Annotated in this window: 18 protein-coding genes and 1 riboswitch; of the genes, 10 read left to right on the forward strand and 8 right to left on the reverse strand. The window is 71.4% G+C overall.

The window, feature by feature from the left end:
- Window positions 1-203: 203 nt before the first annotated feature.
- Window positions 204-1,829, reverse strand: a complete 1,626-nt coding sequence (locus ABH929_RS13150; RefSeq protein WP_404561557.1) for an ABC transporter substrate-binding protein — start codon at window positions 1,827-1,829, stop codon at window positions 204-206.
- 306 nt (window positions 1,830-2,135) lie between these two features.
- Between ABH929_RS13150 and ABH929_RS13155 the strand changes: the two genes are divergently transcribed.
- A complete protein-coding gene (locus ABH929_RS13155; RefSeq protein ID WP_404561558.1) occupies window positions 2,136-4,124 on the forward strand; it encodes a prolyl oligopeptidase family serine peptidase in 1,989 nt (662 codons plus the stop codon).
- A gap of 84 nt (window positions 4,125-4,208) precedes the next feature.
- On the opposite strand, the gene gcvP is transcribed toward ABH929_RS13155, so the two are convergent.
- From gcvP to gcvT, 3 genes are read right to left on the reverse strand one after another with little or no spacing between them, the layout of a single operon-like run.
- Window positions 4,209-7,148, reverse strand: coding sequence for an aminomethyl-transferring glycine dehydrogenase (gene gcvP, locus ABH929_RS13160; protein WP_404561559.1), 2,940 nt, complete (start codon window positions 7,146-7,148; stop codon window positions 4,209-4,211).
- On the reverse strand, window positions 7,145-7,522 hold the full coding sequence (gene gcvH / locus ABH929_RS13165; RefSeq protein ID WP_123294121.1) for a glycine cleavage system protein GcvH: 378 nt from the start codon (window positions 7,520-7,522) through the stop codon (window positions 7,145-7,147). The genes gcvP and gcvH overlap by 4 nt, the downstream gene beginning before the upstream one ends.
- Window positions 7,523-7,526: 4 nt before the next feature.
- Window positions 7,527-8,645: a glycine cleavage system aminomethyltransferase GcvT gene (gcvT, locus tag ABH929_RS13170; RefSeq protein WP_131921577.1), complete on the reverse strand. Its 1,119-nt coding sequence runs from the start codon at window positions 8,643-8,645 to the stop codon at window positions 7,527-7,529.
- A 49-nt stretch (window positions 8,646-8,694) separates the two neighbouring features.
- Window positions 8,695-8,800, reverse strand: a riboswitch (glycine riboswitch).
- 263 nt (window positions 8,801-9,063) lie between these two features.
- On the opposite strand from gcvT, the gene ABH929_RS13175 reads away from it, so the two are divergent.
- Genes ABH929_RS13175 through ABH929_RS13190 form a run of 4 tightly spaced genes read left to right on the forward strand, consistent with a single transcriptional unit; the run spans window position 9,064 to window position 10,963 of the window.
- The gene (locus ABH929_RS13175) at window positions 9,064-9,438 is read left to right on the forward strand and encodes a BlaI/MecI/CopY family transcriptional regulator (protein WP_111084962.1); all 375 of its coding nucleotides are present in this window, start codon (window positions 9,064-9,066) and stop codon (window positions 9,436-9,438) included.
- A 13-nt stretch (window positions 9,439-9,451) separates the two neighbouring features.
- Window positions 9,452-10,189 (forward strand): M48 family metalloprotease, encoded by a 738-nt coding sequence (locus ABH929_RS13180; RefSeq protein WP_404561560.1) that lies wholly within the window; start codon window positions 9,452-9,454, stop codon window positions 10,187-10,189.
- A gap of 40 nt (window positions 10,190-10,229) precedes the next feature.
- Window positions 10,230-10,712 (forward strand): FBP domain-containing protein, encoded by a 483-nt coding sequence (locus tag ABH929_RS13185; RefSeq protein WP_123673093.1) that lies wholly within the window; start codon window positions 10,230-10,232, stop codon window positions 10,710-10,712.
- A complete protein-coding gene (locus ABH929_RS13190) occupies window positions 10,709-10,963 on the forward strand; it encodes a hypothetical protein (protein WP_404561561.1) in 255 nt (84 codons plus the stop codon). The genes ABH929_RS13185 and ABH929_RS13190 overlap by 4 nt, the downstream gene beginning before the upstream one ends.
- Window positions 10,964-10,989: 26 nt before the next feature.
- On the opposite strand, the gene ABH929_RS13195 is transcribed toward ABH929_RS13190, so the two are convergent.
- Window positions 10,990-11,874: a LysR substrate-binding domain-containing protein gene (locus ABH929_RS13195; protein WP_263089446.1), complete on the reverse strand. Its 885-nt coding sequence runs from the start codon at window positions 11,872-11,874 to the stop codon at window positions 10,990-10,992.
- Between the two features lie 68 nt (window positions 11,875-11,942).
- Between ABH929_RS13195 and ABH929_RS13200 the strand changes: the two genes are divergently transcribed.
- Window positions 11,943-12,431, forward strand: coding sequence for a GNAT family N-acetyltransferase (locus tag ABH929_RS13200; RefSeq protein WP_205464115.1), 489 nt, complete (start codon window positions 11,943-11,945; stop codon window positions 12,429-12,431).
- 29 nt (window positions 12,432-12,460) lie between these two features.
- A complete protein-coding gene (locus ABH929_RS13205; RefSeq protein ID WP_404561562.1) occupies window positions 12,461-12,646 on the forward strand; it encodes a hypothetical protein in 186 nt (61 codons plus the stop codon).
- Between the two features lie 9 nt (window positions 12,647-12,655).
- Here ABH929_RS13205 and ABH929_RS13210 read toward each other — a convergent pair whose 3' ends face one another.
- Window positions 12,656-13,843, reverse strand: a complete 1,188-nt coding sequence (locus ABH929_RS13210; protein WP_404561563.1) for a MalY/PatB family protein — start codon at window positions 13,841-13,843, stop codon at window positions 12,656-12,658.
- A gap of 110 nt (window positions 13,844-13,953) precedes the next feature.
- Between ABH929_RS13210 and ABH929_RS13215 the strand changes: the two genes are divergently transcribed.
- Complete coding sequence (locus ABH929_RS13215; protein WP_205464112.1) at window positions 13,954-14,730, forward strand: isocitrate lyase/phosphoenolpyruvate mutase family protein; 777 nt, start codon at window positions 13,954-13,956, stop codon at window positions 14,728-14,730.
- Between the two features lie 84 nt (window positions 14,731-14,814).
- On the opposite strand, the gene ABH929_RS13220 is transcribed toward ABH929_RS13215, so the two are convergent.
- Both ABH929_RS13220 and ABH929_RS13225 read right to left on the reverse strand, forming a co-directional pair.
- Window positions 14,815-16,713, reverse strand: a complete 1,899-nt coding sequence (locus tag ABH929_RS13220; protein WP_404561564.1) for an amidase family protein — start codon at window positions 16,711-16,713, stop codon at window positions 14,815-14,817.
- On the reverse strand, window positions 16,710-17,519 hold the full coding sequence (locus tag ABH929_RS13225) for a hypothetical protein (protein WP_404561565.1): 810 nt from the start codon (window positions 17,517-17,519) through the stop codon (window positions 16,710-16,712). The genes ABH929_RS13220 and ABH929_RS13225 overlap by 4 nt, the downstream gene beginning before the upstream one ends.
- 137 nt (window positions 17,520-17,656) lie before the next feature.
- Between ABH929_RS13225 and ABH929_RS13230 the strand changes: the two genes are divergently transcribed.
- Window positions 17,657-18,268 carry an HD domain-containing protein gene (locus tag ABH929_RS13230; RefSeq protein ID WP_404561566.1) on the forward strand — a complete coding sequence of 204 codons (612 nt, stop codon included), beginning with the start codon at window positions 17,657-17,659 and terminating at the stop codon, window positions 18,266-18,268.
- Between the two features lie 271 nt (window positions 18,269-18,539).
- Complete coding sequence (locus ABH929_RS13235; protein ID WP_111084949.1) at window positions 18,540-18,827, forward strand: hypothetical protein; 288 nt, start codon at window positions 18,540-18,542, stop codon at window positions 18,825-18,827.
- The last annotated feature ends 87 nt before the right edge of the window (window positions 18,828-18,914 follow it).

The raw sequence follows: 18,914 nt of genomic DNA on the forward strand, positions 1-18,914 counted from the left end.
CTCGGTGGCGGCCGGGACATGTAGGCCCTCGGGGGGGGGGGGGGGGGGCCGGCGGGGGGGGGGGGGGGGGGCGGCGGGGGGGGGGGGGGGGGGGGGGGCGGGGGGGGGGGGGGGGGGGGGGCCCGGGGGGCCCCCCCCCAACCCCCGTCCGGTGGTCGCGAGGCAGGATACCTGCCCACGCGGTGCTCTCGAGGAGAGCGGTGTTACTTCTTGACCTCGATGTCGTAGTACAGCGGCACCGAGTTCCAACCGAACTTCACGTTGGACACGTTGTCGGCGTTCCAGACACCGGTGACGTTCGAGTACCAGAGCGGGATCTCCGGGAGGTCCTTGAACAGGAGCTCCTGGGCCTGGTCGAAGGCCTTGTTGCCCTCTTCGACCGTGGCGGCCGAACGGCCCTCGGCGAGCAGCTCGTTGTACTCCTTGGAGTCGTACCGCGAGTAGTTGTTCGACGAGCCCTCACCCATGGTCGGGCCGAGGAAGTTGTACAGCGACGGGTAGTCGGCCTGCCAACCGGTGCGGCTGCCGCCCGTGAGCTTGTCGTTCGTCTGGAGGTCGAGGGCCTCCTGGAACGTCGGGATCGCGTTGCCCTCGGCCTTGATGCCGAGCGTGTTCGAGATCGAGTTCGTGACCGCGGTCACCCACGCCTCGTGCCCACCGTCGGCGTTGTACGTGATGGTGAGGGTGTCGTCGTACTTCGAGATCTTGTCGGCCTCGGCCCACAGCTTCTTGGCCTCGGACTCGTTGTAGTCCAGGACGTCGGAGCCCTCGAGGTCGTCGTTCCAACCAGCGATGACCGGCGACGTGAAGTCCTTCGCCGGGGTGCGCGTGCCGTCGAAGATCTTGTCGGTGATCTGCTTGCGGTTGATGGCCATCGAGACGGCCTCACGACGCAGCGTGCCTTCCTCGCCCTTCCAGTGGTCGAGGTAGTACGGCAGGTAGATCGCCTGGAAGATGGCGGCCGGCTGGTTGACGTTCGAGTCCGGGAAGTCCGACTTGTACGTCTTGAAGGCGCTGTCCGGCACGGCGTCGAGGACGTCGAGGTTGCCGCCCTGCGCGTCGGAGTACGCGGTGTCCTGCGAGGCGTAGAACGTGATCGTCAGACCACCGTTCTTCGGCTTGCGCTTGCCCTCGTAGTCCTTGTTGGTGACGAGCTTGATGGACTGGTTGTGCGTCCAGGCCTTCTTGCCGTCGAGCTTGTACGGACCGTTGCCGATCGGGTTCTCACCGAACGCCTTGGTGTCGTCGTAGAACGAGGACGGCAGCGGCACGAACGCCGAGTAGCCGAGCGACAGCGGGAAGTCCGACTGGGCCGACTTCAGCGTGACGGTGAACTCGTCGTCGTCGACGACCTTGAGGCCCGTGAGCTCCGAGTCCTTGTCGGCGTCGTAGCCCTCGATGTTCTCGAAGAAGTAGCTGGCGCCCTGGGCGTTCGACTTCTGCGCGGCCCAGTTCCAGGCCTTGGTGAAGGACTTCGCGGTGACCTTCTCGCCGTTCGTGAACGTGTAGTTCGTGTTCAGCGTGATGTCGAAGGTCTTCGAGTCATCGGTGTCGATGCTCTTCGCGACCTCGTTGACGGACTTGCCATCGGCGTCGTAGGACACGAGGCCCTCGAAGAGCGAGTCGATGATCTTGCCGCCACCGGTCTCGGTGGTGTTCGACGGGATCAGCGGGTTCTGCGGCTCGCTGCCGTTGGTCGTGACGATGCCCGAGGCGTTGGACGAGCCCGAGCCACCCCCACTGTTGCTGTTGCTGGAGCAGGCGGTCAGGGCGAGTGCTGTGGCCCCGAGCACGGCGAGGGCTGCAAGCCCGGCGCGCTTCTTGATCAAGGTTCCTCCTGGTGCATGGGACGCGCAAGGGCACAGCGGTGTCACCCGGGCGCGTTTGACATCTGCACTGTAGGCAAGGTGGACAGCAGCCTCCAAACCCTGGAGCGAACGGTTACAAGCCGGTAACCAACTTGCACGATCCTTGCGAGAAGATGCAAGATTCGCGCGCTTGCTGAACGCCCTCGCGCTTTTGTTGCATCTGCATGAAATTCGTTGCACTGCGACACAGTTCTGTGCAAGGAAGACCTGTTCCGAGGCCGCCTCAGGACCCGGGCATCCGTGCCGCACCAGCCGTACCGTGAACACGTGCTCGCGAACGACATCCCCCATCTCCACGTCCCCTCCTCCCCCACCGTCAGCGGCGATCCCGGGGACGGCGGAGCGGCCTTCGTCGCGGTCTCCCGTCCGGACCTCGAGCAGGACGCGTACCGCAGCACCATCGAACATGTGACCACCGAGGGCGCGGTCCGCTGGACGTCCGGCGACCGCGACTCGTCGCCAGCCCTGTCCCCCGACGGTCGCTCGCTCGCCTTCCTCCGGTCCGTCCAGGACGACCACGGCGTCGCACACCCGCAGCTCGCCGTGGCGCCGGTGCACGGCGGCGAGGCCCGCGTCGTCACCGCCCTGCCGCTCGGCGCCGGCACCCCGGTCTGGTCGCCCGACTCGACACGCGTCGCCGTGGCCGCACGTTTCCCCGAACCCGGACGCTACGGCTCCGAGGTCCCCGGCGGCGACCGTCGTCCGGCAGCGGACGCCGAGGCGCCGCGGCTCGTGTCCCGGCTCGACTTCCACGTCGACGGCACGGGGTACCTGCTCGACAAGCCGCAGCAGATCGTGGTCGTCGACGTCACCGACCCCGCAGCGGCACGGGTGGACTCCCCGCTCACGAGCGCGCCCTGCTCGGTCTCCGCGCCGGCCTGGTACCCGGACGGCAGCGCGCTCCTCGTCGTCGCCCCGCGGGACCTCGGCGAGCGTGAGACCCACGACGACGACCTGTACCGCGTCGACGCGTCCGACGGCACGATGGCGCTGGCGATCCGGACCGAGGGCTCGGTCAGCTCGATCGCGATCGCCCCGGACCGTACCGTCCACTACGTCGGGGCGTCGCACCGCGACGGGCAGCTGGTCGGCGAACCCGAAGGACTCTGGGTCGCGGCGGACGGCTCCGATCCGGTACGGCTCACCGCCCGTGAAACCGTCGACGTCACCGGCACGCCGGTGTTCCACCGCGACGACGTCCTCGTGATGGTGCTCGACCGTGGCACCGTCAGCGTCCGTCGTGTCCCCACCGGCACGACGGCTCCGCTTCGGCTCGACGAACTCGGGGTCGTCCTCGGGGGCCGTCTGGTCGTCTCGGGCTTCGACGTCGACGGGGACGTCCTGGTCGCCACGGCTGCCACGACGGACTCGCCCGGCGAGGTGCACGTGGTCGACCTGACCGCATCCGAGGACGCCGTCCCCACGGTCGTCACCGACTACGCGGCGCCGCTCCGGTCCGAGGCATCGGCCCCCGGGGTCCGCCGCATCGAGGAGCTCACCGGCGCCGCTCCCGACGGCACCCCGGTGCACGGCTGGGTCGTCCTGCCCGAGGGCGAGGGGCCGCACCCAGTCCTCCGCGTCGTGCACGGCGGACCGTTCGGCCAGGACACCTGGGCGTTCTTCGACGAGGCGCAGGTCTACGCCAGTGCCGGGTACGCCGTCGTCATCGGCAATCCGCGCGGATCCGGCGGGTACGGCCTCGACCACGGCCGCGCGGTCATCGGGGCGATGGGCACCGTCGACGTCGACGACGTGCTCGCCCTGCTCGACGCAGCGCTCGAGCGCCCGGACCTCGACGCGGCACGCGTCGGCATCATGGGTGGCTCCTACGGCGGGTTCATGACGAGCTGGGTCGCCGCGCACCACGGCGAGCGGTTCGTCGCCGCGTGGAGCGAGCGCGCCGTGAACGCGTGGGACTCGTTCGCGGGCAGCTCCGACATCGGTTGGTACTTCGCCGAGGCCTACGTCGGTGCCGACCCCGAGGAGCAGCGTCGCCGGAGCCCGCTGACGTACGCCGCGCAGGTCACCATCCCGTTCATGGTCGCGCACTCGGAAGCGGACTGGCGCTGCCCGATCGAGCAGGGGCAGCGCCAGTTCGTGGCCCTCCGGCGCGCGGGGGTCGACGCGTCGTTCCTCGTGTTCCCGGGCGAGGGCCACGAGCTCTCCCGCTCCGGCACGCCGTGGCACCGTGTGCAGCGGTTCGAGCACGTCCTCGCGTGGTGGGCGGAGCACCTGCCCGTCACGCCGGTCGCCTGACCGGGCTGACGACGGACGGGAGGCCCGTGGCGGGTCCGCCACGGGCCTCCCGTCATCTCGGTGGTGCGTCGAGGACGCGGGTCGCTAGGCGAACGCCTCCACCGGCGGGCACGCGCACACCAGGTTGCGGTCGCCGTAGGCCTGGTCGATCCGGCGGACCGGCGGCCAGTACTTGCGGCCGCTGATGCCCGGCAACGGGTAGACGGCCTGTTCGCGGGTGTAGGCGTGCGCCCACTCCCCCGAGATCACCGACGACGCCGTGTGCGGGGCGTGCACGAGCGGGTTGTCGTCCGCCGTCCACTCCCCGCGCTCCACCGCCGAGGCCTCGGCACGGATGGCGAGCATCGCGTCGACGAAGCGGTCGAGCTCCGCCAGGTCCTCGCTCTCGGTCGGCTCGACCATCAGGGTGCCGGCGACCGGGAACGACATGGTCGGGGCGTGGAAGCCGTAGTCGACCAGGCGCTTCGCGACGTCGTCCACGGTGATGCCGGTGGTGTCGCGCAGCGGACGCAGATCGAGGATGCACTCGTGCGCCACGAGGCCGTCCTCGCCCGTGTAGAGCACCGGGAACGCGTCGCGCAGTCGGGCCGCGATGTAGTTCGCCCCGAGCACGGCTGCCTCGGTCGCGCGGGTGAGGCCCTCGAGCCCCATCATCCGGACGTAGGTCCACGTGATGGGCAGGATGCTCGGGCTGCCGTACGGTGCCGCGCTGACCGGCCCGCCGGCGTGCGCCAGGCGGTCGTCGGCCTCGGCCGCGGTCGATCCGGGCCGTCGGTCGGCCTGCTGGGCGAACGGGTGCCCCGGCAGGTACGGCGCCAGGTGTGCCTTCGCCGCGACCGGACCGACACCGGGTCCGCCGCCGCCGTGCGGGATGCAGAAGGTCTTGTGCAGGTTGAGGTGCGAGACGTCGCCGCCGAAGTCGCCGAAGCGGGCGTGGCCGAGCAGGGCGTTGAGGTTCGCGCCGTCGACGTAGACCTGGCCGCCGGCGTCGTGCACGGCGTCGCAGATCTCGCGGATGTCGTGCTCGTACACGCCGTGGGTCGAAGGGTACGTGATCATCAGCGCCGCGAGCGTGTCGGCGTGCTGTTCCGTCTTCGCGCGGAGGTCCTCGAGGTCGACGTTGCCGTTCTCGTCGCAGGCGACCACGACGACCTTCATGCCGGCGAGGACCGCCGAGGCCGCGTTCGTGCCGTGCGCGCTCGACGGGATCAGGCAGACGGTGCGCTCGGTGCCGCCGTTCGCCAGGTGGTAGCCGCGGATCGCGAGGAGTCCGGCGAGCTCGCCCTGGCTGCCCGCGTTGGGCTGCAGGGACACGGTGTCGTACCCGGTGACCTCGGCCAGCCAGGACTCCAGGTCACCGATCATGTCGAGGTAGCCCTCGACGTCGCCGCGCGGCGCGAACGGGTGGATGTTCGCGAACTCCGGCCACGTCACCGCGGCCATCTCGGTCGCCGCGTTGAGCTTCATCGTGCAGCTGCCGAGCGGGATCATGCCGCGGTCGAGCGCGTAGTCCTTGTCCGCCAGGTGCTTGAGGTACCGCATCATGCGGGTCTCGCTGCGGTGTGCGCTGAAGACGGGGTGCGTCAGGTACTCACTCGTGCGCACCAGACCGGCCGGGAGGCCCGCGGCCGCGTCACGGACGGCTGCCTCGGTCGCAGGGACGGTCACGTCCACGGCCCCGAACACGCCCGCCAGTCGGGTGACGTCGTCGGGCGTGGTCGTCTCGTCGACGGAGAGCTGGAACACGTCCTCGTCCACCTGGTGCAGCAGGAAGTCGGCGTCCTGTGCCGCGGCGACGACCGCCCCGGCGCGACCCGTGGCCCGCAGGGTGAGCGTGTCGAAGAAGGCGTCGTGCACGACCTCGAGCCCGGCGTCACGGGCGACCGCGGCGAGCGCCGACGTCGTCCGGGCGCCCCGGTCCGCGATGAAGCGCAGCCCCTCGGGCCCGTGGTAGACGGCGTACATCGAGGCCATCACGGCGAGCAGGACCTGCGCGGTGCAGATGTTGCTCGTCGCCTTCTCGCGGCGGATGTGCTGCTCGCGGGTCTGCAGGCTGAGGCGGTAGGCCATCGCACCGTCGGCGTCGAAGGAGACCCCGACCAGGCGACCGGGCAGCTGGCGTTCGAGGCCGGCGCGGACGGCGAGGTAGCCGGCGTGCGGGCCGCCGAAGCCGAGCGGGACGCCGAAGCGCTGGCTCGTCCCCACGGCGACGTCGGCACCCAGGTCACCGGGGCTGGCGAGCAGGGTCATGGCGAGCAGGTCGGCCGCGACGACGGCGATGCCGCCACCGGCGTGGACGCGCTCGATGATCGACGACGGGTCGACGATCCGGCCGGAGGCACCGGGGTACTGCACGATCACGCCGAAGGCGCCGTCGAGCTGCTCGTCGGTCGGCCCGGCGACGGGGTCGAACGCACGCAGCGTGATGCCGACGGCGTCCGCACGGTGGTCGAGCAGCGCGCGGGTCTGCGGCAGCAGGTCGTCGTCGACGAGGAACGCGTCGCCCTTCACCTTGGACGCGCGGCGGGCGAGGAGCATGCCCTCGACCACGGCGGTGCCCTCGTCGAGCATCGAGGCGCCGGCGGTGGCCATGCCCGTCAGGTCGGAGACCATCGTCTGGAAGTTGATGAGCGCCTCGAGCCGGCCCTGGGAGATCTCCGGCTGGTACGGCGTGTAGGCCGTGTACCAGCTCGGGTTCTCGAGCACGTTCCGCTGGATCACGGCGGGGGTGTGGGTGCCGTGGTACCCGAGCCCGATCATGGCGCGGCGGACGGTGTTGCGCCCGGCCTTGGCGCGGAGTTCGGCGAGCGCCTCGGTCTCGCCGACGGCGGCGGGGATCACCGAGTCGGTGACGGGTGCTGCGTGGATCGACTCCGGGATCGCGGCGCGGACCAGGGCGTCGAGCGACGGCCGGCCGACGGTGTCGAGCATCGTCTGCTGGTCGGCCGGGGTGGTGCCGATGTGGCGGTCGGCGAACGAGGTCTGCAGGTTCTGGAACCCCTGCTGGTCGTCGGGGCCGGTCATGCGATGGACGCCCGGTACGCGTCGTGGTCCATCAGGTCCTCGGGGAACGAGGTGCCGTCGACCTTGATCTTGACGAGCCAGCCGGTGCCGAACGGGTCCTGGTTGACCGTGTCGGGGGCGTCGACCACGGCGTCGTTGACCGCGACGACCTCGCCCTCGATCGGCGCGAAGAGCTCGCCGACGCTCTTGGTGGACTCGATCTCGCCGATCTGCTCGCCCGCGGTGGTGGCGGTGCCGACGGCGGGGAGCTCGACGTAGACGACGTCACCGAGTTGCTCGGCGGCGTGGTCGGTGATGCCGACGGTGACGGTGTCGCCCTCGACGAGGAGCCACTCGTGGTCGGCGGTGTACTGGAGTGCGGTCTGGTCGCTCACGGGATCAGCCTTTCTGAGGACGGCGGTAGAAGGGGAACGCGGTGACGGTGCTGGGGATGGCCGTTCCGCGGACGTCGATGTGCAGGACTTGTCCCTCGGTGGCGAGCGCCGGGTCCACGAAGGCCATCGCGACCGGGTGGCCGAGCGTCGGCGAGAGGGCACCCGAGGTGACGGTGCCGACGACCGTGCCGTCGTGCACCACGTCGTAGCCGGCACGCGGGGCGCGGCGGCCCTCGGTGACGAGCCCGACGAGCACGCGGGCGTCGTCCGACGGCGCGACACCAGCAGCGCCGACGAAGTCACCGCTCTTGGCGACCACGCGTCCGAGGCCTGCCTGGGCGGGGCGCACGTCAGTGCCGAGCTCGTGTCCGTACAGGGGCATGCCGGCCTCGAGCCGCAGGGTGTCGCGCGCTGCGAGCCCGGCGGGGACGACACCGCGGTCGGCGCCGGCCTCGAGCAGCGCGTCCCAGATCGCCGGGGCGACCTCGGGTGCGCTGTACAGCTCGAAGCCGTCCTCGCCGGTGTACCCGGTGCGGGCGACGAGCACCTCGGAGCCGTCGAACACGGCGTGCAGGGCGCGGTAGTAGCCGAGGTCGTCGAGGGGGCTCTCCGGCTGCAGGCGGTCGGCGACGACGAGGGCGTCGAGCGTGCCGGCGGCCGCGGGGCCCTGGATCGCGACGAGTGCGGTGCTGTCGGAGTCGTCCGACACCGCGACGTCGAAGCCGTCGGTGCGCGCGGACAGCGCGGCGACGGCGACCTCGCGGTTCGAGGCGTTCGCGACGACGAGGAACACGTCGTCGTCGGTGCGGTACACGACGAGGTCGTCGAGGATCCCGCCGTCCTCGGCCAGCAGCAGGGAGTACTTCGCGCGGCCGAGCGGCATCGCACCGAACGACCCGGCGAGCGCGTGGTCGAGGAACGCGACGGCATCCGGACCGGTGACGCCGATCTCGGCCATGTGCGACAGGTCGAAGACCCCGGCCGACTGGCGCACCGCGTGGTGCTCGGCGAGGTCGGACGAGTAGCGCACGGGCATGCGGTACCCGGCGAAGTCGGTGAAGGTCGCACCGGCGGCTTCGTGCGCGGGTTCGAGCGGGGACGAACGCAGTGGCGTCGGACTCATGGCGGAGTTCTCCTGGCATCAGCAGGACCCGGCGACGATCGCCGGGTGGAACTCCCCCTCTGTCATGGGCCTGAGAGTTTCACCGCGGCCCGTGAGGTCCGGCGGCTTTCACCGTGGGCGAGACGACTGAGCGTCTGCTTTTCAGAGTGGCCTGTCCGCTGCGGTGTGGGACCTGAGAGATTGACGGGGGGTTTGCTCCTTCGGTGCCGTGCGTGCGCCCGAGGGCGCGGTGTGCCCGAGGGCACGATGTACCCGTGGGCACGATGTACCCGTGGGCACGATGTACCCGTGGGCACTGCACGGCGTCTCCCGCGACGGATGAGCGGCCGGTGTGTTCAGTTGTCCGCGCCGAGCATACCGAGACCGCGTTACGAACGTGTGTCGTGTGCCGGCCTTCGACATCTCGTAGAATGCGGGGATGGCCGGACAGCGATCACGCCCCAGGGGGCAGCTCGAGCAAGCGGTGCTCGACGCGCTCCGCTCCGTGACCGACGGCCTCACCGCACGGCAGGTGCTCGATGCGTTCCCGGAGCCCCGGCCGGCGCTGACCACGGTGCTCACCGTCCTCGACCGGCTCGGACGCAAGGGCCAGGTGGAGCGGCAGGAGCACGACGACGCCCCGCTGAGCTTCCGCGCCGTGCACAGTCGCGACGAACAGACCGCGTCCCTCATGTCGAGCGCGCTCGCCGCCTCGGCCGACCGTGAAGCAGCGTTGCTGCAGTTCACCGGCTCGCTCGCCTCCGACGACCTCGAAGCCCTCCGCCGCGCCCTCGACGCCCGCGCACGTTCCTGACCGGGGCCGCTCCGTGGTCGTCGCCGGCATCGCGCTCATCGTCCTCGCCCTGCTGGTGGTCGTGTTCGCCCCGAGGGTGCTGACCCGGTCCGCCTGGACCATCGACCGGCCGCGCACCGCACTGGTGTGCTGGTCACTCGCGGTGCTGCTCGGCGTCGTCGGCTTCGTCGCCGGCATCGCGCTCGTCGTGCTCGCCGATCGCCCGCTGAGCGAGCTCCTCGGCGGGGACGGTTCCCCCACGCACGGCTTCAACGTCGGTGTCGCACTGCTCGCGGTCATCGCGTTCGTCGTCGCCGTCCGCGTCCGCCCCGGACCCGAGCACGAGGCCGTCCGCCAGGCCATGCGCTCCGGCGTCGCGCCGCACCGCGAGATCGACGGCACCCCGGTGGCCGTCGTCGACGCGGAACACGCCCTGGCCTGCGCGGTGCCCGGACGGAGCGGCGGTGTGCTGGTCAGCACCGGCTTGGCAGACCGGTTGCGGACGGACGAACTGGAGGCCGTGGTCGCCCACGAACGCGCCCACCTGACCCAGCACCACGCGGCGGCGGTCGCGGTCGCGAAATCGATCGAGCGTGCGGTCCCGTGGGTGCCCGGTGCGCGTGCCATGGCACGCTCGACGCGCGTCCTCGTGGAGTTCGCCGCCGACGACGCCGCAGCCCGACGCGTCGGACGCGACGCCCTGCGCCGGGCCGTCCTGGTGGCGGACGAGAGCAGCGCGCTCGGGGCGATCCGGGCCTCCAGGCTGTCCTGAGCGAGCACGTGTCGGAGGCGAGGCATATGGTGATCGGACCGTGAAGCCACTGACCGAAGCCGACATCCGATCCTCGTTCGTCAACGCCACCCCCGACGAGCTCGAGCAGCTGCCGATCCCCGGCCTGCACGAGATGCTCTGGGACGAGCGCGAGTTCCTGGGCTGGCGCGACCCGCAGGCCGCCCGCCGCGGGTACATCGTGTCCTGGATCGACGACCGCCCCGTGGGCATCATCGTCCGTTCCGCGGGCGGCTCCCTGCGCGCCGGCATCGCCGCGATGTGCTCGTTCTGCCACTCCCCGCAGCCGGCGACGCAGGTGCGGCTGTTCTCGGCGCCCCGTGCGGGCGAGGCCGGGCGCAACGGCAACACGATCGGCACCTACATCTGCGAGGACCTCGGGTGCTCGATGCTCATCCGCACCGCTCCTCCGCACCTCAACCCGCCGGCGACGATCGCGATGCGCGGCGCCTCGCTGCTGCAGCGCGTGCAGAACTTCACCGCGGACATCATGAAGTCGGCGTGAGCCGCTTCGGCACCGCCCGCTGGGCCGTGGTCGAGGAACTCGGTGACGGCCGCTGGCGCCTCACCCTGCGTGACGAGGCCGACGACGAACTCGGTGCGTTCGGCCTCGGGGTCGAAGGGCCGTGGGAACCCGACGTCGAACCCCACGTCGGGTTCGTGCTCGTGCAGCTCGGGCTGACCCTGCGGGGTGCGCGGCCGTGGCACGTCGACGAGCTCGGCGACCACCGGGCGCCGGTGCTCGCGCTCGGCTGAGCGGAGCGCTTCCCGCTGGGCGTCGCTCAGTCGGCTTCGACGAAGTTCCGCAGGATCTCGCGGTCGTCGTCGGCGCGCATCGCCCACGACAGCTCGCTGCGGTGGTCGCTGTCGGTCAGCGGCAGCAGGACGACGGTGTCCGGTGCGGCGAGCGCGGCGCTCTCCGGAGCGACGGTCACGCCGAGTCCTGCACCCACCAGGTGCAGGACGGTGGCCCAGGTCGTGGCCTCCTGCACGACCGCGGGCCGTCGACCACCGGCGGTGACCGGAGCGAGGTTGCGCTCGGTCGCGAGTGAACCGGCCACGGCCGGGAAGAACACGAAGGGCTCGTCCACGAGCTCGGGGCCTCGGATCGCCGTCCGGTCCGCGAGCCGGTGTCCGCGCGGGACCGCCGCGACGAACGCCTCGGTCCGGAACGGCAGCAGCCGCACGGCGGGGTCCGGATCCGGGTCGCGCACGACGGCCAGGTCCAGCTCGCCTCGCACGATGCGGGCGAGGAGCGTCGACGAGTAGCCCTCGGTCAGGTCCACACGGACCATCGGGTACCGCTCGCGGAACGCCTGCACCCGCTCGATCGGCCCGAGGGGCAGCGCGGAGACGACGAACCCGACGTCGAGCCGGCCGGCCTCGCCCCGCCCGACCCGGACCGTCTCGTCGAGGTCGCGGCGCACCTGCCCGAGCAACGACCGCGCACGCCCCCGCAGCACCCGGCCGGCGGCGGTGAGGGCGACGCTGCGGCTCGTCCGGACGAACAAGTCGACGCCGAGTTCGCGTTCCGTGCGGCGGATCTGCTGGGACAGCGCGGGCTGTGCGATGCGGAGGCGCTCCGCAGCGCGCCCGAAGTGCAGTTCGTCCGCCACGGCCAGGAACGCGCGAAGCTGACGGAGGTCGACGTCCGGATCCCGATCCATGCACGCAGCCTATCGATCGAAGCGAACGAGTATTGGACGCGACCTCATCGGGATCGGAGGATGGACGCATGCCCGAAGCGACCTCCACCGTCACCATCGCCGACCTCGCCACCCCCGCCGACGCCGAGGCGTTCCGCGTCCTCAACGAGGCCTGGATCACGCAGTTCTTCGCGCTCGAGGACGAGGACCGCAAGTTCCTCGGCGACCCCGTCGGTCACGTCGTCGAGCCAGGCGGCGCCGTGTTCGTCGCACGACTCGACGACCAGGTGATCGGGTGCATCGGCATCGTCCCGACGACGCCGGGGGTGTTCGAGCTCGTGAAGATGGCCGTCGCTCCGGGCCACCAGGGGCACGGCACCGGTCGGAAGCTCATCGCCACTGCACTCGAGCGCGCTCGGGAGCTCGGTGCGCAGCGGGTCGACCTCGAGAGCAACGCGCAGCTGGCCAGCGCCGTGCACCTGTACGAGGCGTTCGGCTTCCGGCACCTGCGCGACGACGAGCTCGTGCCGAGCCCGTACGTCCGCGCCGACGTGCACATGACGCTCGAACTGCGCTGAAGGCAGCGCCGTTTCGGTACGCTCGCGACATGGCGACGTACGAGGTGCAGGCGGTCCGTGAGCGCGGCGCGTGGCAGGTGTTCATCGACGGCTTCATGGTGACCGAGGTCGACCGATGGCCGGCCGTCGGCTTCGTCACCCGGGAGATCCTGGCGATGGACCGCGCCGACGAGCTGCAGATCCGCGTCGTCGGGCGCAACCAGTACATCGACTGACCCCGGCGCTCACGCGACGTGCCAGACCAGCCCCTCCTGCGCACTCGACGGGTACGCCGAGGCGATGCGGAACACGGCTTCGCGCAGCGTCTCCGGTGAGCACGCCAGGTTGAGGCGGACGAACCCACGCCCCTCGCTCCCGAACCCGAGCCCCGAGTTCAGTGCGACGTAGGCGTTCTCCCGCAGTGGCACGGCCGGGTCGTCGCCGAGCCCGATCCCGCGGAAGTCGAGCCACGCCAGGTACCCGGCTCGAGGCCGCGTGTAGACGACCCCGGGCAGGTGCTCGGCGAGGAGCTTCGCGAGCAGCCGGTCGTTGGCCACGATCCGGGACACCACGTCGTCGAGCCACGTGGTCCCGACGGTGAACGCGGCGAGGTTCGCGTGCAGCCCGAGGATGCTCGTTCGGCAGGCGACCTCTTCCCACAGGGTGTCGAGGAGTGCGGCGGTCCGGTCGTCACCGGCGACGATGATCGAGCACTTCACGCCCGCGAGGTTCCACCCCTTGCTCGCCGAGGTCACGCAGACGCTGCGGGCTCCGACGGGCTCGGCGACGGCCGCGAACGGGGTGAACTGCACGCCGGGGTGGGTCAGGGGTGCGTGGATCTCGTCGCTGATGACGAGGACGTCGTACTTCGCCGCGAGTTCGGCGATCGCGAGCAGGTCGGCGCGGTCGTGCACCAGGCCGACGGGGTTGTGCGGGTTGCAGAGCAGGAAGACGCCGACGCCGCTCGCGAACGCCCGCTCCAGTCCCTCGAGGTCGAGTCGGTACTGCCCCCACTGCTCGATTAGCGGCACCTCTTCCACCTGACATCGGGCCTCGTCGACGAGCTCGAAGAACGGCGGGTACACCGGCGGCGTGATCGCGACGCGGCCGCCGTCGGGCAGCGCGAGTCGCAGCGACTCGACGATCCCGACGCTGACGTCGGTGGCCAGGTGGATGCGGGACGGATCGATCTCCCAGCCCCAGCGGTCGAGGGCGAACTGCGCGAACGCGGGTGCGAGCGGCCCCGGTCCGTCCAGGTAACCGAGGTCCGACTGCGACACGCGCTCGATCAGGGCCTGCCGGATCTCCGGCGCGACGTCGTGGTCCATCTCGGCGACGAACAGGGGCAGCACGTCGGGCGCGTACCGCGTCCACTTGATGCTGGTCCGGACCCCGCGGAGCGTGCCGACCGGGTCCTGCTCGTCGCTCGCCATGCGTCCCAGCATGCACCGACCGGGAGGCCCGGCGCGAGCCCGCCTGTCATCCAGCGTCGTCTTCCGCGCACCCTGGGACGCGGGGCGTCGCCCCGCCTACTGTCGGTCCCATGAGCACGAGCACCGCCGACAAGGCCACCACCCTCAAGCAGCTGCACGAAGCCCCGGAGATCCTCCGCGTCGTGAACGTGTGGGACGCGATCACCGCGAAGGTCGTCAGCGACCTGCCCGGCACGAAGGCGATCGCCACCGCCGGGCACTCGATCGCCGCGTCCTACGGGTACGAGGACGGCGGGATGCCCCTCGACCTCGCGCTGTCGGGTGCTGCGATCGTGGCCGCCGCGACCGACCTGCCGGTCACCGCTGACCTCGACGACGGGTACGAGGACCCCGCCGAGACCATCCGGCGAGCGATCGGCTCGGGCATCGTCGGCGCAAACGTCGAGGACCGCCTGCGCCCCTTCGACGAGGCCGTCGCCCGGGTCGCCGCGATCACCGCCGCCGCCCAGGCCGAGGGCGTCGACTTCCAGTTGAACGCCCGCACCGACGCGATCGCCCGCGGCGGCGACCGTCCGCTCGACGAGAGCATCGCGGACGCCATCGCGCGCGGCAAGGCGTTCCTCGACAACGGCGCAGCGCTCGTCTTCGTGCCCGGCGCGATCCAGCGCGACGTCGTCGAGCAGCTCGTCGCCGGCCTCGGTCGCGGCAAGCTGTCGGTCATCGGTCTGCCGGGTGCCCTGCCGGCCGCCGAGTACGAGGCCCTCGGCGTGGCCCGCATCTCCTACGGTCCGCTCACGCAGCGCGTCGCGCTGCGGGCGCTCCGCGACCTGGCGACCGACCTGTACGCCGACGGCGTCGTGCCGGAGGACACCCCGACCCTGAACTGACGGAACAGGCAGACGGGAGGCCCGTGGCGGTGTCGCCACGGGCCTCCCGTCCGTCCTGTGGTCGCGTAACGCGACCCGCTCAGCTCAGCCGAGCGCCGGGTACAGCGCGGGCGTGGTGCGCGCCTTCGTCTCCTGCTCGAAGGCGTAGCCGAGGCCGATCAGCGTGCTCTCGTCGAACGAGCGGCCGAGGAACTCGAGGTTCACGCCGGCGCCGGTGACCGTGCCGTCGGCCGCGGTCGCCTGCCCCATCGGGACGGTGATCGCCGGCATGCCGGTGTTCGGGCTGAGACGCATGTTCGTCGACTGCGTGCCGTAGGGCGTGCCCGACGGGTAGATGAGCGAGTCGAGGTCCTGGTCGTCGAGCATCTGGGTGACGAGCTGCTTGCCCGTGGCGAGCTGCGTCGTGTGCGACCCCGTCGGCCCGGCCCACGCCTGGTACTGCGCGTCGGTGATCAGGTCGCGGGACTCGTAGGTCGACTTGCGGCTCGGCACGTACTCGCCCGAGGCCAGGATGCCCTGCAGCGACCGGGCGGTCACATCGGGGTCGAGGTGCTTCGCGACGTACTCGTCCAGGTCGTGCTTGAACTCGTTCGTGCTGCCGCTGCCCTCGGACAGGACCCGGTTGAACGCCGTCGTCGCGGTGATCGGGACGACGGTCGCGCCGGCGGCCTCGAGCTTCGCGACGGACGCGTCGAACAGGCGCTTGGTGGTGGCGTTCGTACCGACCATGCTCGTGACGTAGCCAATGCGGGCGCCCTCGAGCGAGTCCGCGTCGAGCGACGACGTGTACGAGGTCGGCACCTTGCCGGACTGCGCGCTCGTGACGGGGTCGGCCGCGTCCACGCCGGTGACGGCGTCGAGCGCGACGGCCGCGTCGGTCACCGACCGGGCGATGGGCCCACCGGTGTCCTGCGACAGCGCGAGCGGGATGATGCCGTCACGGCTGGCCAGGCCGACGGTCGGGCGGATGCCGACCAGCTGGTTGTACGTCGATGGGATGCGGATCGAGCCACCGGTGTCGGTGCCGAACCCGATGCCGGCGAGGTTCGCCGCGATCGCCGCACCCGTGCCACCGCTGGAGCCTCCGGCGGTCTGCGCCGTGTTGTACGGGCTGGCGACCAGGAGCGACGAACCGGCGGGCTGGTTCGACGAGAACTCCGAGACGAAGCCGTAGGCGAACTCGTCGAGGCTGGCCTTGGCGAGGATCACCGCACCGGCACCGCGCAGCCCGGCGACCATGGTGGCGTCGGTGTCGGTCTGGTTGTCGTCCCAGCAGCCGCAGCCGCCTGTGGTCGGCATGTCCTTGGTGTCGTAGTTGTCCTTCACCGCGATCGGCACGCCCAGCAACATGCTCGTCATGCCGTGCTCGGCACGCTCGGCGTCCGCCGTCTTCGCCGCGGCGAGGGCCTCGGCGTTCGTCGTGACGATCGAGTTGAGCGCGCGGCCGGTCGACGCGGAGTCGACCTTCGTGCGGTCGTACGCGGCGATGCGGTCGAGGTAGTCCTGCGTGATGGCGACCGAGGTGGTGACCCCGGCGTTCATCGCGGCCTGCATGTCGATGGTGGACGCCTCGACGAGGGTGAACGGGCCGTCGTCGTAGATCATCCGCTGGGACAGCGCGGCGAGGTCCGCCACGGTGATCGTGCCGTCGGCGTCGGTGTCCGCGGCGCTGACCGTCGCCCAGTCGGCACTGGCGCTCGTCGTGCCGAGGTGCTCGGTGAGCACCGCGAGGTCGGCCTTCGTGACCTGGTCGTCGCCGGTCAGGTCGAGGTCGGTGTAGTACGGCGCGAGCATCGCGGCGGGGCTGGCGTCGACGACTGCCGGTGCCGCTGCGGCCGTGATCGCGGGGGTCGCGGCGAGGACGGTGCCGACGAGGGCGATGAGCGAGGCGCCGGCGACGGCGGTGCGCTTCCGGGCGTGCTTCGTGCTGGCGTCCGGCTTGGTGGCGGCCCGCTTGCTGGCGTCCGGCTTGGTGGCGGTCATTCGGCTGCTCCGGTGCGCTCGCGGCGGGCGCGGCGCGCACGCAGGGTGATCAGGGTCCCGCCGGCGGCGAGGAGGGCCAGGGACGCGGCGATCCACGGGGCGACGTCGGCGCCGGTCCAGGCGAGTGCGCCGCCGGTCGGACGGTCGCCACCCGCCGCGGCCACGGCGGTGGCGCCGCTGGTCGGGTCGGAGGTGGTCGTCGGGTCCGGGTCACCCGCACCGGCGCCCGGGTCGGCCGTGGCGGTGGCCCCCGGCGTGGGCGTGGCCGTCCCGGTGGGCGTCGGCGTGGCCGTCGCCGCTGCGGCGATCGAGATCGTGGTGCTCGCCGGGTCGGTGAGGGTCGTAGAGGTGCCGTCGGAGCCGACGAGCGTGATGCTCGTGACCGCCAGGTCGGCGCTGCCCGCTGCGGTCGGCGTCAGGCCGATCGACGCCGCGAGGTCGCCACTGAGCGCCGGGGACGTCCCGAGGCGGGTGTGCACGATCGTCAGGGCGTCGCCGTCCTGCTCGACGCTGTCGAAGCCGCCGTCGGGACCGGTGACGCTGTCGTCGACGTACGCCAGGGAGTCCGCGTCGGCGTCGAGCGTGATCTCGTACGCGTAGACGTCGGTCGTCGCCGGGATCGTCAGGTCCACGTCGAACGCAGTGGCGACGGTCGCGGTGGAGGGGGCGTCGATGGTGGCGGTCGTCGCGGTCAGTGCTGCATGGGCCGGCGAGGCGGTCAGGGCGGCGAGGCCGATCGCCCCGGCGGCGGCGAGTGTCGAGGACACGATCGTCGCGCGGGGGCGCAGCCGGAGGCGGTGCTGCATGGGTGCAGGTCCTTCGGGAGGAGGTCGGGTGCTGAGCGGGTACTCAGTGATCCGAAAGCTAACGGTGCGCTGTTTCCGGCTCGGGCCCGGCACGTTTCCGCGCCGTTACGGCTCCGCCGCACCGTTACTGTCGTGCCATGTCGCTCGACGTCGAAGCCCTGCTCACCCCGCCCTCCCCCGTCGCCGCACGGGCGTTGGACGTGGTCCGCAGCTGGTCATCCCCCGCACTGGTCAACCACTGCCTGCGCTCGTGGGCGTGGGCGGTCCTGCTCGCCCCGACCGTCGACCTCGAGCCGGATCGCGAACTGCTCTTCGTCGCCACGATGCTGCACGACCTCGGCGTGACACCGTCGTTCGACGCCCACGCCGTGCCGTTCGAAGACGCCGGCGGCGCCGTGGGCTCCGTCTTCGCCCTCGGCGCCGGGTGGGACGCAGCCCGCGCTCGACGCGTCGGTGAGGTCATCGAGCGGCACATGTGGACCTCCGTCGACCCCGCGATGGACGTGGAGGGGCACCTGCTCGAGGTCGCCACCTCGCTCGACGTCTCCGGTGCCGGGTTCTCGCGGTGGTCCACCGACGACCTGCACGCCGTCGCCACCGCACTGCCCCGCCTCGGGTTCTCCGGCGCGTTCGACGAACTGATCCACGCGCAGGCTTCGCGCAAGCCGGCCTCCGCCGCTGGACGACTCGACAGCTCCGGCAACGTGGCTGCAGGTGGCTCGCGATGGGACGCGTTCCTGGCGTCCTGATCGGATCTGCTGGTTTGCTGGACTTCTCGGCATCGGGCCCGTATAGTGTTTCTTTGGTGCACTGCAGCGAACCCATCTGACTCGCGAACACCAACGTCTCGACACCGACTCACCCGAGTCGCATTCCAAGCGAGACCCCCGCTCGATCCGAACGGATCAGCAGCACGTTGAAACTCGACGTGCGCGCCCCGCACTCGATGCGTCGCGCCGGACTGAGACGTCCGCCGACACCGAGTCGCCCTGGCGCCGAATGACCAGGAAGTACAGCACCATGACCAGCAACGAACGAATCACCGTGTTCGGGACCGCACTCGCGGCCCCGACGATCACCCCCGACCGCATCGCCGAGTTCCCCGTGCGTGACGACCGCTCGCAGCGCGAGTACCTCGTCCGCATCGCGGCCGACGACCTGCAGACCTTCGTCACCCGTGGCACCCGTCTGGACGCCGTCGGCGAGGCCGGCTGGACCGTCCCGGGCCGCTCCTGGGCCGGCGAGGCCAGCCGCACCCTGCTGCAGGCACAGTCCGTGCACGCAGGCGACATGGCCCTCGCGGCCTAGGCTCCACCAGTACGAACGCGAAGCGCCGCCGGGCTCCCCGGCGGCGCTTCGTCGTACCTGCGACCCACGTTTCGACGGTCACACACC

The sequence above is a fragment of the Curtobacterium sp. AB7 genome (assembly GCF_044909335.1).
GTDB lineage: Bacteria > Actinomycetota > Actinomycetes > Actinomycetales > Microbacteriaceae > Curtobacterium.